The 14,976-nt window shown below is 63.7% G+C and carries 11 protein-coding genes and 1 tRNA gene; 6 read left to right on the top strand and 6 right to left on the bottom strand.

All coding sequences use genetic code 11. The annotated features are described in order from the left end of the window. The first annotated feature begins 5 nt into the window (after nucleotides 1-5). Nucleotides 6-2,606 carry a cyanophycin synthetase gene (gene cphA, locus BO74_RS08645; protein ID WP_496441561.1) on the top strand — a complete coding sequence of 867 codons (2,601 nt, stop codon included), beginning with the start codon at nucleotides 6-8 and terminating at the stop codon, nucleotides 2,604-2,606. A 506-nt stretch (nucleotides 2,607-3,112) separates the two neighbouring features. Beyond that, on the top strand, nucleotides 3,113-4,189 hold the full coding sequence (locus tag BO74_RS08640; RefSeq protein ID WP_496441621.1) for a 3-deoxy-7-phosphoheptulonate synthase: 1,077 nt from the start codon (nucleotides 3,113-3,115) through the stop codon (nucleotides 4,187-4,189). A 212-nt stretch (nucleotides 4,190-4,401) separates the two neighbouring features. Here the strand turns inward: BO74_RS08640 and BO74_RS08635 are convergent. The 6 genes from BO74_RS08635 to BO74_RS08610 form a co-directional block, all read right to left on the bottom strand. Beyond that, nucleotides 4,402-4,491 (bottom strand) — tRNA-Ser (locus tag BO74_RS08635). Nucleotides 4,492-4,571: 80 nt separating this feature from the next. After that, entirely contained in the window at nucleotides 4,572-5,855 is a 1,284-nt protein-coding gene (serS, locus tag BO74_RS08630) for a serine--tRNA ligase (protein ID WP_496441560.1), read from the bottom strand. A gap of 29 nt (nucleotides 5,856-5,884) precedes the next feature. Further along, complete coding sequence (locus tag BO74_RS08625; RefSeq protein ID WP_496441559.1) at nucleotides 5,885-7,201, bottom strand: replication-associated recombination protein A; 1,317 nt, start codon at nucleotides 7,199-7,201, stop codon at nucleotides 5,885-5,887. Next, the gene (gene lolA, locus BO74_RS08620; protein WP_496441558.1) at nucleotides 7,194-7,802 is read right to left on the bottom strand and encodes an outer membrane lipoprotein periplasmic chaperone LolA; all 609 of its coding nucleotides are present in this window, start codon (nucleotides 7,800-7,802) and stop codon (nucleotides 7,194-7,196) included. Before lolA ends, BO74_RS08625 begins: the two co-directional genes overlap by 8 nt. After that, the gene (locus BO74_RS08615) at nucleotides 7,802-10,057 is read right to left on the bottom strand and encodes a DNA translocase FtsK (protein ID WP_496441556.1); all 2,256 of its coding nucleotides are present in this window, start codon (nucleotides 10,055-10,057) and stop codon (nucleotides 7,802-7,804) included. The genes lolA and BO74_RS08615 overlap by 1 nt, the downstream gene beginning before the upstream one ends. Before the next feature lie 188 nt (nucleotides 10,058-10,245). After that, complete coding sequence (locus BO74_RS08610) at nucleotides 10,246-10,920, bottom strand: Crp/Fnr family transcriptional regulator (RefSeq protein ID WP_496441555.1); 675 nt, start codon at nucleotides 10,918-10,920, stop codon at nucleotides 10,246-10,248. 157 nt (nucleotides 10,921-11,077) lie between these two features. Between BO74_RS08610 and trxB the strand changes: the two genes are divergently transcribed. The 4 genes from trxB to BO74_RS08590 all read left to right on the top strand — a co-directional run bounded on the left by trxB (nucleotide 11,078) and on the right by BO74_RS08590 (nucleotide 14,900). Continuing rightward, entirely contained in the window at nucleotides 11,078-12,034 is a 957-nt protein-coding gene (gene trxB / locus BO74_RS08605) for a thioredoxin-disulfide reductase (RefSeq protein WP_496441554.1), read from the top strand. Nucleotides 12,035-12,078: 44 nt separating this feature from the next. Next, nucleotides 12,079-12,633: a Smr/MutS family protein gene (locus tag BO74_RS08600; protein WP_496441552.1), complete on the top strand. Its 555-nt coding sequence runs from the start codon at nucleotides 12,079-12,081 to the stop codon at nucleotides 12,631-12,633. A 144-nt stretch (nucleotides 12,634-12,777) separates the two neighbouring features. After that, nucleotides 12,778-13,512 carry a response regulator gene (locus tag BO74_RS08595; RefSeq protein ID WP_496441551.1) on the top strand — a complete coding sequence of 245 codons (735 nt, stop codon included), beginning with the start codon at nucleotides 12,778-12,780 and terminating at the stop codon, nucleotides 13,510-13,512. After that, a complete protein-coding gene (locus BO74_RS08590) occupies nucleotides 13,509-14,900 on the top strand; it encodes an ATP-binding protein (RefSeq protein ID WP_496441549.1) in 1,392 nt (463 codons plus the stop codon). The genes BO74_RS08595 and BO74_RS08590 overlap by 4 nt, the downstream gene beginning before the upstream one ends. Nucleotides 14,901-14,976: the final 76 nt, after the last annotated feature.

Below are 14,976 nucleotides of genomic sequence, written 5' to 3'. Positions count from 1 at the left end.
GAACAATGGACGTATCACGCATCCGCGCGCTGCGCGGCCCCAACCTGTGGAGCCGGCACACCGCCATCGAAGCCATCGTTTCCTGCAGCGAGGCCGAGCGCGACATCGCCAACATCCCGGGGTTCGAAGCCCGTCTGCGCGCACGCTTCCCGGAAATCGCCCTGCTCCAGCCGGTCGTCGACGGCGACATCAACAGCATGGCGCACATGCTCGAGTTCGCCACGCTCGGCCTGCAGTCACAGGCAGGCAGCCCGGTCACCTTCAGCCGCACCGCGCAAACCATCGAAGCCGGCGTCTATCAGGTGGTGGTCGAATACAGCGAGGAAGAAGTCGGCCGGCTCGCCCTCGAACTGGCGCAGGCCTTGTGCCAGGCGGCGATCGACGACACGCCGTTCGATCTGTCCGACGCGCTGCACCGCCTGCGCGAACTCGACGAGGACGTGCGCCTCGGCCCGAGCACCGGCTCGATCGTCTATGCCGCCGTTGCGCGTGGAATCCCCTTCCGCCGGCTGACCCAGGGCAGCCTCGTGCAGTTCGGCTGGGGCAGCAAGCAGCGGCGCATCCAGGCCGCGGAGAGCGATCTGACCAGCGCCGTCGCCGAAGCGATCGCGCAGGACAAGGAACTGACCAAACGCTTGCTTCAATCGGCCGGCGTACCCGTGCCGACCGGCCGTCCGGTCAAGGATGCCGACGATGCGTGGGCGGCCGCCTGCGAGATCGGCATCGAGAACGGCGTGGCCGTCGTCGTCAAGCCACAGGACGGCAACCAGGGCAAAGGTGTTGCGGTCAATCTGACCACGAAGGAGCAGGTACTCGCCGCCTACGCCGTGGCCTTCAAGATCAGCGACGACGTGCTCGTCGAGCGCTTTATCAGCGGGCAGGACCACCGTTTCCTGGTCGTCGGCGACAAACTCGTCGCCGCCGCCCGCCGTGAGCCGCCGATGGTGCTGGGCGACGGCGTGCATACGGTCCGCGAACTGGTCGACCAGGTCAACGCCGACCCGCGCCGCGGCACCGGCCACGCCACCTCGCTGACCAGGATCCGCTTCGACGATATTGCGCTCGCCCGCCTCGCCGAGGAGGGCCTCACCGCCGAATCGGTCCCGGCCAAGGGCCAGCGCGTGATCCTGCGCAACAACGCCAACCTGTCGACCGGCGGCTCGGCCACCGACGTCACCGACGACGTGCATCCGGACTTCGCCGCCCGCGCCATCGCCGCCGCGCAGATGGTCGGCCTGGACATCGCCGGCGTCGACATCGTCTGCAAGAACGTCCACCGTCCGCTGGAAGAACAGGGCGGCGGCATCGTCGAACTCAACGCTGCGCCCGGCCTGCGCATGCACCTGCAGCCGTCGTACGGCAAGGGCCGCGCGGTCGGAGAAGCGATCATCGCCAACATGTTCGCCGACGGCGACGACGCACGCATCCCGCTGGTCGCCGTCGCCGGCACCAACGGCAAGACAACCACCGTGCGCCTGATCGCCAGCATCCTTGGCAACAACGGACTCCGCGTCGGGATGACCAGCACCGATGGCGTCTATGTCCAGGGCAAACGCATCGACACCGGCGACTGCAGTGGCCCGAAGAGCGCGCGCAACGTGCTGATGCACCCCTGCGTCGACGCCGCCGTACTCGAAACGGCGCGCGGCGGCGTGCTGCGGGAAGGGCTCGGCTTCGACCGCTGCGACGTGGCCGTGGTCACCAACATCGGCAAGGGCGACCACCTCGGCCTGTCCTACATCAGCACCGTCGAGGATCTTTCGGTAGTCAAGCGCGTCATCGTGCAGAACGTCAAGCCGGACACCGGCTACGCGGTGCTCAACGCCGCCGACCCGATGGTCGCGCGCATGGGCGACGCCTGCCCGGGCAAGGTCATCTACTTCGCCTGCGACCGCAATCATCCGGTGATGGCCATGCACCGGGCCCAAGGCAAACGCATCGTCTTCCTCGACGACAAGGAAATCGTCGCCATGGAAGGCGGGGTGGAAGAGCGCATTGCACTGAAGGACGTTCCCGTTACCGTCAATGGCGCCATCGGCTTCCAGATCGAGAACGCCATGGCCGCCGTCGGTGCCGGCTGGGCGCTGGGACTCGGCTGGAGCGTCATCCGCGCCGGACTCAAGTCGTTCGTCAATGACGCGGCGACGGTTCCCGGCCGCTTCAACCTCTTCGACTACCGCAGTGCCACGCTGATCGCCGACTACGGCCACAATCCCGACGCAATCCGCGCGCTGGTGCAGGCGATCGACGCGATGCCCGAGAAGTCGGGCAAACGCCGCTCGGTGGTCATCAGCGGTGCCGGTGACCGGCGTGACGAGGACATCCGCGAGCAGACCGAAATCCTCGGCGATGCCTTCGACACGGTGGTCCTCTATCAGGACCAGTGCCAGCGCGGCCGCGCCGACGGCGAGGTGCTCGCCCTGCTGCGCGACGGCTTGAAGGACGCCCGACGCACGCGCGACGTGAAGGAAATCCGCGGGGAATTCCTGGCCATCGACACGGCGCTGGCCGACCTTAACGCCGGCGACCTCTGCCTGGTTCTGGTAGACCAGGTAGATGAAGCGCTGGCGCACATCGCAAAAAGAGTCGCCGAAGCCTCAAAGTAATTTATCCCGGATTGTCCATTCGCCATTTCCTATGGCTGTTTGCGATCTCGGGCGGGGGTTGCTGGGCCGCTTTGTTCCGCGCGTGACGCGCGGGCATTCTTTTTTTGCGTCGCCTGTCCGAAAAATACTTAAACGAGGCATCGACAAACTGTTGGTTTAAACCGATGTGGTAATGGATTCCCGGTTGAAAATAACGCAGCACGCCCTCAACCTCCGCCGGAAATCCCTGTCCCGCCAACTGGAGTGAATGAATGGCACATTGCCGCACCCCAGCTCCTGCCAGGCTGCCGCGAAGACCTTTTCAAGCCGAAACCAAGCAGTACTTGCCGACCTCAACCCGCAGACCATGGTGATTGCCCCCCTGCCGTCAACTGGCCAAGCGCGACGAGACAACGCTAAAATCCCGCCACTCTGCTCACACCATACGAGTTCTCGGCACAGGCTCCCAAACGCAATTCAGAAGGTTACGCGCCCTGCCGCCAAATAATTCTCGGGAAGAAACCGCCATCGCAAATCAGTCTGGGGCCGTAATAACGCCCGTCGAAATCCAGAACGCACAACCGCTCACCCCGGAGGTCGCGCACATGGTCGGAGCTTCGCGTGAAACCGTGAGGCGCATTCTCGATCGTGCAGACCACAGACTGATGGTTGTTGTGGGTCCGTGCACGATCCATGATCCGGTCGCGGGACTCGACTACGCACGGCGACTGAAGAAACTGGCGGACGAGGTCAGCTCGACGCTCTTCCTCGTAATGCGCGTTTTTCTCGAAAAATCACTGACAACCAAGGGTTGGAAGGGGTACATAAACGACCCTGACCTGAACGAGTCCTTCGATATCAACAAAGGGCTGAAAAAGGCGCGCACTTTTCTGCACAAGGTGAACGAGATCGGCTTGCCCGTCGCAACCGAAGCCGTCAGCCCCCTTTCGCAGCAGTACTACGGCGACCTGATCACCTGGACCATCATCGGCGTCCGCTCCATCGAATCACAAACGCACCGGGAAATGGCTTCAGGACTACCCACCCCCGTTGCATTCAAGAATGGCACCAATGGCAGCCTCGACAATGCCATCAATGCGATTCTTGCCACTCGATTACCGCACAGGTTTGTCACCGTCGATAACCATGGCCACCCCTGCACGGCCCACACCATCGGCAACCACTATGGACATCTGGTGTTGAGAGGCGGCGATGGAAAGCCGAACTACGACGCGGCCAGCGTTCAGAATGCCGAGCGCGCCATGCGCAGCGCCGGACTGCTAGACAGCATCGTTGTTGATTGCTCTCACGCCAACAGCTTCGGCAAGCCGGAACTACAGGCATCGGTCCTGGCCAACGTAATTGGTCAGATTCACGCAGGAAATCGGTCATTGATCGGTGTCATGCTCGAATCGAATTTGTTGGCGGGAAATCAGCGAATTGCCGACAGTCGCCGGCTACTAGACTATGGCCGCTCGATTACAGACCCATGCATTGATTGGAAAACGACTGAATCGGTGCTTCGCAGTGCAGCCCAATCGCTGCAAACCGCGCTGGAAAAGCGAACAAACCGCACTCTTCCTCAGCGACTCCCGCCGATATAAGTGCCCCTTCTCTCAAACGCGGAGCAACAACGTGCAATGTTCAGTTGATCATTAACAACGCTGGACACTCGACACCGGCACGTCCGGAGGAGATGTCACCGACGACCGTGTCTCACGCCGTGTCATTCAATCGCACCGTACATTTGGGGGGGGGGGCTTATTGGGGGGTAAAAACAAAAAAACGCCGTAAAGGCGCTTGATTGCTTGATACTTGGCGGAGAGGGAGGGATTCGAACCCTCGGTAGGCTTGCACCTACGCCTGATTTCGAGTCAGGTACATTCGACCACTCTGCCACCTCTCCGACAGAGCGCCGAATTCTAGCACAGCTCTTTGCGCTGGCACGCATTTCACCCCTATTTCTTTCACTATTTTGTCGTTTTCTCACGCAGCCGTGATCTTTTCCGCGCCTCCCATATAGGAACGCAACGCCATCGGCACGGTGATACTGCCATCGGCGTTCTGGTAGTTTTCCAGGATTGCCACCAACGTGCGGCCAACGGCGAGGCCCGAGCCGTTCAGGGTATGCACCAACTCGGTCTTGTTCTTCTCGTTGCGGCAACGCGCTTGCATGCGCCGTGCCTGGAAGGCTTCGAAGTTCGAGCAAGAGGAGATTTCGCGGTAGGCATTCTGCCCCGGCAGCCACACTTCGAGGTCGTAGGTCTTGGCCGAGGAGAAACCCATGTCGCCCGTGCACAGCACGACACGGCGGTACGGCAGGTCGAGCTTTTCGAGGATGGCTTCGGCGTGGCGCGTCAGTTCCTCGTGCGCTTCGTTCGACTTCTCGGCAGCGACGATCTGCACCAACTCAACCTTGTCGAACTGGTGTTGTCGGATCATGCCACGGGTGTCCTTGCCGTAGGAACCGGCCTCGGAGCGGAAGCACGGGGTGTGGCAGACGAGCTTGAGGGGCAGTTCACCCTGCGCCAGGATTTCGTTGCGGACGATGTTGGTCACCGGCACTTCGGCGGTCGGGATCAGGTACAGCGGGTCGGCGTCGGCGCGCGGAATCTTGAACAGGTCGGCCTCGAACTTCGGCAACTGGCCGGTACCGTACATGCTGTCGGCGTTGACCAGGTACGGCGCATAGACTTCGGTGTAGCCGTGCTCGGCAGTATGCACATCAAGCATGAACTGCGCGAGGGCACGGTGCATGCGGGCGATCGGCCCCTTCAGCAGCGAGAAGCGGGCACCGGCGATCTTGGCCGCCGTGGCGAAATCGATCTGGCCAAGTCCTTCGCCGAGGTCGACGTGGTCCTTGACCGGGAAATCGAAGGTACGCGGTGCGCCCCACTTCTTGAGTTCAACGTTGTCCGTTTCGGACTTGCCGACCGGCACGCTCTCCTGCGGCGTGTTGGGAATCGTGGCGATGAAGGTCTCCATTTCCTTCAGCAGCTCGCCCAGACGTTGCTCGTTGGCGTCGAGTTCTGCCTTCAGCGCGGCGACTTCGGCCATTACCGCCGAGGCGTCCTCGCCCTTGCTCTTCAACTGGCCGACCTGCTTCGACAGGGTGTTGCGCTTGGCCTGCAGGTCCTGCGTCTGCGTCTGCAGTGTTTTGCGCTCGGCTTCGAGCTTCTGGAAGGTAGCGACGTCGAGCGTGTAGCCACGCGTGGCGAGTCGTTGGCAAGCCGCGTCGATATTGGTCCGCAGCAATTGGATGTCTAGCATGGTCGGTCCTTTGAGTTTTTCAGTTCTTGCTATTTCTTTGCGTTCTTCAGTGCCTGGCGGTCGAGTTCTTGCAGGTGCGCCAACTTCTCGCCGATCTTGATTTCCAGCCCGCGGTCGACCGGCTTGTACCAGGCGATCGACGGCATGCCGTCGGGAAAGTAGTTCTCGCCCGCCGCGTAACCGCCCGCCTCATCGTGCGCGTAGCGGTAGTCCTTGCCGTAGTCGAGTTCTTTCATGAGCTTGGTCGGCGCATTGCGCAAGTGCAGCGGCACGGGCCGGGAACCGTCCTTGGCGACGAACGCCCGCGCGGCATTATACGCGACGTAGGCAGCGTTCGATTTGGCGGCCATGGCCAGGTAGATCACCGCTTCGGCCAGCGCCAGCTCGCCTTCGGGCGAGCCGAGGCGTTCGTAGGTTTCCGCGGCGGTGCCGGCCACCTGCGCGGCGCGCGGGTCGGCCAGGCCGATGTCTTCCCAGGCCATACGCACGATGCGCCGGGCCAGGTAGCGCGGATCGGTGCCTCCGTCGAGCATGCGACAGAACCAGTACAGTGCGGCGTCCGGATTCGAGCCGCGCACCGATTTGTGCAGCGCCGAAATCTGGTCGTAAAACGCTTCGCCGCCCTTGTCGAAGCGGCGCAGGCTCTGTGCCAGAGTGTTGTCGATGAAGGCGCCGTCGATGTGCGTGCGCTTGGCCGTGGTTGCGGCGGTGCGCGTCTGTTCGAGCAGATTGATCAGGCGCCGGGCGTCGCCGTCGGCCTGACCGATCAGCCGGTCACGCGCATCGTCGTCGAAGGTAAAGCCCTGCAGCGCCTTGGCGCAGGCGCGCTCGAACAGCAGCCCCATCTCGTCCGTCGACAGCGGGTTGAGCACATAGACCGAGGCGCGCGAAAGCAGCGCGGAATTGACCTCGAACGACGGGTTCTCGGTCGTCGCACCAACCAGCGTCAGCAGGCCTTCCTCGACGTAGGGCAAAAAAGCGTCCTGCTGCGCCTTGTTGAAGCGGTGAACCTCGTCGACGAACAGGATCGTCGGCCGTCCGCGTTGCGCGCGCACCGCCTCGGCGTGTGCGACGGCCTCGCGAATGTCCTTGACCCCGGAAAACACGGCCGATAGCGCGACGAACTCGGCGTCGAAGGCGTCGGCCATCAACCGCGCCAGCGTGGTCTTGCCGACGCCTGGCGGCCCCCAGAAAATCAGCGAATGCAGCTTTCGCGCTTCAAAGGCGAGGCGTAGCGGCTTGCCCGGACCGAGCAGGTGCTGCTGGCCGATCACGTCGTCGAGCGTCTTCGGCCGCAGCGCCTCGGCGAGCGGAACCGCGTGCTCCTGGGCGAACAGATCACTCACCGATGACATCTGCGCCGGCGGGCGGCGTAAAGCGGAACTGCGCAGCCGGCAATGCCGGGTTGAGCTGCACGTTGGAGAAAGCCAGCGAAGTCGTCTGGCCGAAATTGTCGAACAGTTCCATGGCTTTCAGCTCATCGCCGGAAAAACCGAGCTGCAGCTTCTCGAAGCCGCTGTCTGCGGACTTGGGCGTTGCCTCCAGCCATTCCAAGCCCTCACGCTCGCCGAGTTCACGCAGGTTGAAGTTCTTCTCCAGGTTGTTCGAGCCGATCAGCAGGGCCGCCGGCGTGCTGCCCAGCGCGGCGTCCATTTTCCTGACCGTCACCTGGCGCAGGTCGGGATCGTACATCCAGATCTTCTCGCCGTCGCCGACGAGCAACTGGCTGTAAGGCTTCTCGATCTGCCAGCGGAACTTGCCCGGCCGCGAGATCATCATCACCCCGACCGACTGCTGCGGACGTTTGCCATTTTTGGCGACGACGATCTGCGCGAAATCGGCGCGGAGCATCTTGGTCGTTTCCAGAAAACGGTGCAGCTTGTCGATCGCTCCCGCGTGGGCCGAAACGGCCAAGCACATAGCCAGCGAGAAAAAAATACGTTTCATCAACCTTCTTCCCTGCGCGCGAGGACTTCCCGTCCGCCACGCGCGTCCATTGCCGACACGAGGCCGGCCTTTTCCATCGCTTCGATCAGCCGCGCCGAGCGGTTGTAGCCAATGCGCAGGTGCCGCTGCACCAGCGAAATCGAGGCGCGGCGGTTTTTCAGTACAATCTCGACGGCCTGATCGTAGAGCGGATCGGATTCCGGGTCGCCGCCGTTCTCGCCGTCGCCATTTCCGTTGCCGCCCTCCTCCTCGTCGAAGCCGGCTCCGGAGAGTACGCCCTCGACATAGTCGGGTTCCCCGGACTTTTTCAGGTGATCGACGACGTGATGCACTTCCTCGTCGGCGACGAAGGCACCGTGCACCCGGGTCGGATAGCCGGTTCCCGGCGCGAGGTAGAGCATGTCGCCCTGACCGAGCAGCGCTTCCGCGCCCATCTGGTCGAGAATCGTGCGCGAGTCGATCTTCGACGACACCTGGAAGGAGATGCGCGTCGGGATGTTGGCCTTGATCAGCCCGGTAATCACATCCACCGACGGCCGCTGCGTGGCGAGGATCAGGTGAACGCCGGCGGCCCGCGCCTTCTGCGCCAGACGCGCAATCAGCTGCTCGACCTTCTTCCCGGCGACCATCATCAGATCGGCCAGCTCGTCGATGATCACCACGATGTAGGGCATCGGCGTCAGCGGCTCGGGCGTTTCCGGCGTCAGCGACAGCGGGTTGGGCAGCTTGTTGCCAGCCTTTTCGGCGTCCTTGATGCGGTGGTTCAAGCCAGCGATGTTGCGCACGCCCATTGCCGACATCAGCTTGTAGCGCTTTTCCATCTCGCCGACGCACCAGTTGAGCGCGTTGGCCGCCTGCTTCATATCGACCACGACCGGCGCCAGAAGGTGCGGGATGCCTTCGTAGATCGACAGCTCCAGCATCTTCGGATCGACCAAGATCAGGCGTACCTTGTCCGGTTCCGACTTGTAGAGCAGCGACAGGATCATCGCGTTGATCCCCACCGACTTGCCGGAACCGGTCGTACCGGCGACCAGCAGGTGCGGCATCTTGGCCAGATCGACGACCACCGGATGCCCGCCGATGTCCTTGCCGAGCGTCATCGCCAGCGGCGACGACATGGCGTGGTACTCATGGCTGGAGATGATCTCGGAGAGGCGCACGGTCTGCCGCTTCGGATTGGGCAGCTCCAGCGCCATGCACGACTTGCCCGGCACCGTCTCGACGACACGAATGGAGACCATCGACAGCGAACGCGCCACGTCCTTGGCCAGATTGACGATCTGCGAACCCTTGACCCCGACGGCCGGCTCGATCTCGTAGCGCGTGATCACCGGCCCCGGATAAGCGGCCAGCACCTTGACCTGCACGCCGAAGTCGGCGAGCTTGCGCTCGATCAGGCGCGAGGTGTATTCCAGCGTCTCGGCGCTGACCACTTCGGTTGTCGCCGCCGCAGGCTCAAGCAAATGCAGCGGCGGCAGCATGCCGCCCACAATGGCCTCGGGGAACAGCGGCGTCTGGCGCTCGCGTTCGATGCGCTTCTCGACCTTCGCCGGCACCGGCAGTTCCGGCGGTGGCGCCTGGATGATGATCGGCTCGCGCGCTTCCTCGCGCTTCTTTTCATCCTCGACCACCGCTTCGCGTTCGCGCGCGACTTCGCGTCCGATGCGCCGATCCTTCCAGCTGTCGATCAGGTTGCGCGTACCGAAAATCAGCCGCTCGATGAGGGCGCCGAGACGTTCGGCCGCGGAAAGCCAGGACATCCCGGAGAAGATGCTCCAGCCGAGCGCCCACAGGGCGATCAGCGCCAGCGTCGCGCCCGTGTAGCCGAAGTAGCGCACACTCAGGCCGCCCAACCCCCTGCCGAGGACGCCCCCTGGCGCCAGCGGCAATTGCGCCTGGTGCGAATAGAAACGCAGCGCTTCGAGTGCGCTGCTCGACACGATGACCAACAGGAAACCGGTCAGCGCAATGTACAAGGGGCGACGATCCGCGTGCCGGAACCCGTCCAGCCTGCGGTAGCCCCACCACACCATTGCCAGCATGAGCACCACCCACCACCACGCCGACAATCCGAAAATGTAGAGCAGCAAATCAGCCAGCCAGGCACCGCCGCGCCCGGCGGGGTTGTGCAGGATCGGCGTGGCAACCGCGTGTGACCAGCCCGGATCGGCGCGGTGAAATCCCCACAGCGCCAGGCTCAGAAACGCCGCCACGGCAACCAGCGCGATCCAGCGTGATTCCTGCAGAAGCATGCCGATCTTCTCGGGAAGCGGACTCGGTGGTTCGGAGGTTCGGCCAAGCCGGGACGAGGATTTGTACTGCGCAGCCATCAATATCTGTTTCTGTTGCGACGGGGACAAAATGCGATTATAGCCGGCACCGGCAACATCCTGCGTTCGCGCGCAATCCGCCCGCATAAACACCCACACAACGCGGCGGATCAGTCCTCATGCAGGATTACACGCCCGCCGTCGACGTGGAGATAACCGCTCTGTTCAAGATCCTTCATCACCCGGCTGACCATCTCACGCGAAGCGCCGACCATCTTGGCCATGTCGAGTTTGGTGATCTTGCGCTTGACGACGCGCACGCCGTTTTCCTTTTCGGAGAACTCCAGAAGCAATTTGGCGACCCGGCCGTAGACGTCCATCAACGCCAGGCTTTCGATCTTGTGGTTGGCCTCGCGCAGGCGCAACACCAGGCTTTTCATGATGTTCAGGCACAGATCGACGTTTTCGGAGAGAACCCGCATGAAATCGGTCTTGGCAATGATCAACAGGTCGCACGGTTCGTTGGTCACCACGTCGGCCGAGCGCGGCGAGCCGTCGATCAGGCCCATTTCGCCGAAGCACTCGCCCGCCTCCAGAATCGACAGGATCACTTCCCGCCCGTCAGCATCGCGGTTCAGCACCTTGGCACTGCCGGTAACGATCACAAACAGGCTATCGGTCTCCGCGCCGACGAACACGATCGTCTTGTGCCGCGGCACCTGGCGCAGCACGGCAATCCGTGCAATCTGTTCCAGTTGGGCGTCGGAAAAGCCGGCGAACAGGGGAATCGTCTGCAACAATGCCCGCACCGGATGTCCGGCGACCGCGTCATTGACTCCCTGCATGCGCTCCTCCCTCTTTATCGAATCGCACTCATCATGATAATCATCGATTTTTACAGTCGAATTATAGGCGCCAGCGCCGGGAGCATTCAGTACATTAGAAAATGCTAATTTATTTCAGGCTATAATCGAGCGTCAATTTCAACGAAAAGGAACCGACATGTCGCAAGCACGTCACTGCAAGCTGCTCATCCTCGGCTCGGGCCCGGCCGGCTACACGGCTGCCGTCTATGCGGCACGCGCCAACCTCAAGCCGGTTCTGATCACCGGCATGGCCCAGGGCGGCCAACTGATGACGACCACCGAGGTCGACAACTGGCCGGCCGCAGCCGAAGGCATCCAGGGTCCGGAACTGATGCAGAAGTTCGAAGAGCATGCCCGGCGTTTCGATACCGAGATCATCTTCGACCACATCCACACCGCGAAGCTGACCGAGAAGCCCTTCACGCTGATCGGCGACTCGGGCACCTACACCTGCGACGCGCTGATCATCGCCACCGGCGCGTCGGCGCAATACCTCGGGCTGCCTTCCGAGGAAGAATTCTCCGGCCGCGGCGTTTCGGCCTGCGCGACCTGCGACGGCTTTTTCTACAAGAACAAGCCGGTGGCGGTCATCGGCGGCGGCAACACCGCCGTGGAAGAAGCGCTTTACCTCGCCAACATCGCCAGCCACGTCACCCTGGTGCATCGCCGCGACAAGCTGCGCAGCGAAAAGATCATGCAGGACAAGCTGTTCGAGAAGGAAAAGGCCGGCAAGGTCACCATCAAGTGGAACTGCACGCTGGACGAAGTGCTCGGCGACCAGACCGGCGTTACCGGCATGCGTGTGAAAAACGTGCAGACCGGCGAAGCCGAGGACATTCCGCTGCTCGGCGTGTTCGTCGCCATCGGCCACAAGCCGAATACCGACCTGTTCGTCGGCCAGCTGGAAATGGAAAACGGCTATCTGATCACCCAGGGCGGGCACCACGGCAATGCGACGGCCACCTCGATTCCCGGCGTCTTCGCCGCGGGGGACGTGCAGGACCACATCTACCGCCAGGCCTGTACCTCCGCCGGCACCGGCTGCATGGCCGCGCTGGACGCGGAGAAATACCTCGACAGCCTGGAGGGATAACACCGCCGGGAAGCCCTTGCGCCGCACCTTGCAGGACCGTCAGGATGAGCCAGCGCCAGCAGCCGACGCCGGAGGACATCGCCGCGTTCCAGGGCGCCGTGGCCGACGCCACGCCGCTCAAGGCGCCGGCGCGTGTGCTGCACGAGCGCCCCAAGCCCAGCCCGCGACCACGACAGCGGGAACTCGACGAGGCCGCGGCCGTCGTCGAGTCGCTGCACGGCCCGTTCGAGATCGACGACCTGCTGGCCATCGGCGATGCTGATTCCTTCCTCCGCACCGGCCTGCCGCGCAGCGTGCTGCGCGACCTGCGGCGGGGCCGCTGGACGATCCAGAATCACACCGACCTGCACGGCCTGAACCGGCACGAGGCGCACGAGGAAGTCTCGCGCTTCCTCGCCGAGTCCCTGCTCGCCGGCAAGCGCTGCGTGCGCATCGTGCATGGCCGCGGCCTCGGCTCCCCCGGCCGCGAAGGCATCCTGCGGCAGTTCGTCAAATGCTGGCTTTCGCGCAGCAAGGACGTGCTGGCGTTTTGTCATGCGCCAGCCTTCGACGGTGGCGAGGGCGTGCTGTGGGTCTTGCTTCGGGCTCCCGGTCGTTGACGGAACAGGCATCGGTCGATTCGACCAGGCGGAATGAATCGCAGCGTTGCAACCACCTGCAGCGTTACACTGGGTTACACACCGGGCGCCACGTTCCGGAAAAAGGCGCTTTAATGGGCGAATTCCACTCGCAAGCCTCCACACATGGACAAGACGGACTGCATCCTCATCGTTGACGACGACCTGGAAATCCGGCGGTTGCTCGTCGACTACCTCGCCCGCAACGGCTTCGAAGCCATCGCCGCGCGCGACGGTCGCGAAATGTGGCAGGCGCTCGAACGGCACGCCATCGACCTGATCGTGCTCGACCTGATGTTGCCGGACACCGACGGCCTGACGCTATGCCGCGACCTGCGCGCCAAGCCGGGAAAACCGAACCTGCCGGTGCTGATGCTGACCGCCCGCGGCGAGGAGACCGACCGGATCATCGGCATCGAAATGGGTGCCGACGACTACCTGGTCAAGCCGTTCAATCCGCGCGAACTGCTCGCACGGATCAAGAGCATCCTCCGCCGCACGCGCGCCCTGCCGCCCAACCTGGCGCCTGACAGCGCGCGCTACCTCGCTTTTGCCGGATGGACACTGGACACCGCGGAACGCCTGCTGACCGCGCCCGACGGGGTGGCAACACCGCTCTCGGGCGGCGAATACCGCCTGTTGCGGATCCTGCTCGACCATCCCAACCGCGTGCTCACGCGCGACCAGTTGACCGAAATGATCCACGGCCGGGAAGCCGAGCCGTTCGACCGCGCCATCGACGTGCAGGTCAGCCGCCTGCGCCAGCGCTTGCGCGACGACAGCCGCGAACCGACGCTGCTGAAGACCGTGCGCGGCGAAGGCTACGTCCTCGCCGCCGCCGTGGAGCGACAGGAAAGATGATCCGCTCCCCGGCATCCCTGCTGCCCTCCAGCCTCTTTGCCCGCATGGCGCTGATCCTGCTCGCGGGGCTGCTGGCGGCGCAATCGCTGAGTCTCTGGCTGCACTGGGGCGAACGTGCCGAAGTCGTCACGGAGGCACGCGGCCTGCACATGGCCGACCGCATCGCCGACGCCATTCGCCGCCTTGAGGCCGACCCGACACCGGAGCATCGGCGCGCCGTCGCGCAGATGCAGTCGAACGACTTGCGCGTCTCCTTGATCGACGAGAGCGAGGCCAACCCGGCTGCGCCGCGCGGCCAGATCCAGTCCACCATCGCCGCAAGACTTGGCAGCGGACGCGAAGTCCGTTCGCCCGGCGGAATGGGCGGCGGCATGATGGGCCGGGGGATGGGCTACGGCGCAGGGCAAGGTATGGGCTATGGCATGGGCCGCATGGCACAGGACACCACCGCGCGCAGTTTCGACGTGCGTCTGGACGACGGCCAGTGGGTACGCATCACCGCCACGCTGGTTCCCGACGCACCGGCACTGCCGCGCGACTTCTACATTCACCTGCTCCTCTCGCTGGCGATCGTCGTCGCCGTCGTCATGCTGGTCGTCCGGCAGGCGACCCGGCCTCTGCGGCATCTGGCACAGGCCGCCGACAATCTCGGCCAGAATCTCGACGCTCCCCCGCTCGTCGAGGCCGGATCGACCGAAGTGCGCACCGCGGCGCAAGCCTTCAACCGGATGCGCGACAAGCTGCGCCGGCTGATCGACGAGCGCTCGCGCGCCCTGGCCGCGGTTTCGCACGATCTGCGCACCCCGCTGACCCGCCTGCGCCTGCGCAGCGAACTGATCGACGACGACCGCTTGCGCGAACAGATGACCGCCGACATCGACGCCATGGCGCAAATGATCGACGCCACGCTCGACTACCTGCGCGGATTACGGGAGAACGAACCGGTCCGCCCGATCGACATCAACGCCCTGCTCGCCAGCCTGGCCGAGGATTTCGCTGCGCTCGGCCGCACGATCGCCATCGAGGGTCTCGCGAACGACGCATATAACGGCCGACTCTCGGCCTTGCGCCGGGCGATCCAGAACCTGATGGACAACGCGTTCAAATACGGCCAGAACCCGCGCATCGTCGTGAATGACGATGCAGTCACCCTCTGTATCAGCGTCGAAGATGAAGGCCCCGGCATCCCGCCGGAAGTCCTGGATCGTGTCACCGAACCGTATTACCGCCCCGATGCGGCACGGGCCACCGACACTGGAGGCGTCGGTCTCGGCCTGTCGATCGTCAGGGATGTCGCGCTGCTTCACGGCGGCGAACTGATGCTCGCCAACCGCCCGCGAGGTGGGCTCACCGCCTCATTGCGCCTGCCTAGAAAGTTGCCGGTGTAGGCAAACAGGAGGCCGGCCACACCCCGTCATCTGCACTTTCGGCGGGCATTGTCTTACAGGACAGAACATTGAGCCG

Source organism: Propionivibrio pelophilus DSM 12018, from assembly GCF_059569095.1.
This window is presented reverse-complemented; position numbering and strand designations above follow the sequence as displayed.

What these genes read in the sequence shown, in the direction of transcription:
- cphA (WP_496441561.1), top strand. Translation starts at nt 6, where the DNA reads ATGGACGTATCACGCATCCGCGCGCTGCGCGGCCCCAACCTGTGGAGC.
- serS (WP_496441560.1), bottom strand. Translation starts at nt 5,855, where the DNA reads ATGCTAGACATCCAATTGCTGCGGACCAATATCGACGCGGCTTGCCAA.
- lolA (WP_496441558.1), bottom strand. Translation starts at nt 7,802, where the DNA reads ATGAAACGTATTTTTTTCTCGCTGGCTATGTGCTTGGCCGTTTCGGCC.
- BO74_RS08615 (WP_496441556.1), bottom strand. Translation starts at nt 10,057, where the DNA reads ATGCTTCTGCAGGAATCACGCTGGATCGCGCTGGTTGCCGTGGCGGCG.
- BO74_RS08610 (WP_496441555.1), bottom strand. Translation starts at nt 10,920, where the DNA reads ATGCAGGGAGTCAATGACGCGGTCGCCGGACATCCGGTGCGGGCATTG.
- trxB (WP_496441554.1), top strand. Translation starts at nt 11,078, where the DNA reads ATGTCGCAAGCACGTCACTGCAAGCTGCTCATCCTCGGCTCGGGCCCG.
- BO74_RS08600 (WP_496441552.1), top strand. Translation starts at nt 12,079, where the DNA reads ATGAGCCAGCGCCAGCAGCCGACGCCGGAGGACATCGCCGCGTTCCAG.
- BO74_RS08595 (WP_496441551.1), top strand. Translation starts at nt 12,778, where the DNA reads ATGGACAAGACGGACTGCATCCTCATCGTTGACGACGACCTGGAAATC.
- BO74_RS08590 (WP_496441549.1), top strand. Translation starts at nt 13,509, where the DNA reads ATGATCCGCTCCCCGGCATCCCTGCTGCCCTCCAGCCTCTTTGCCCGC.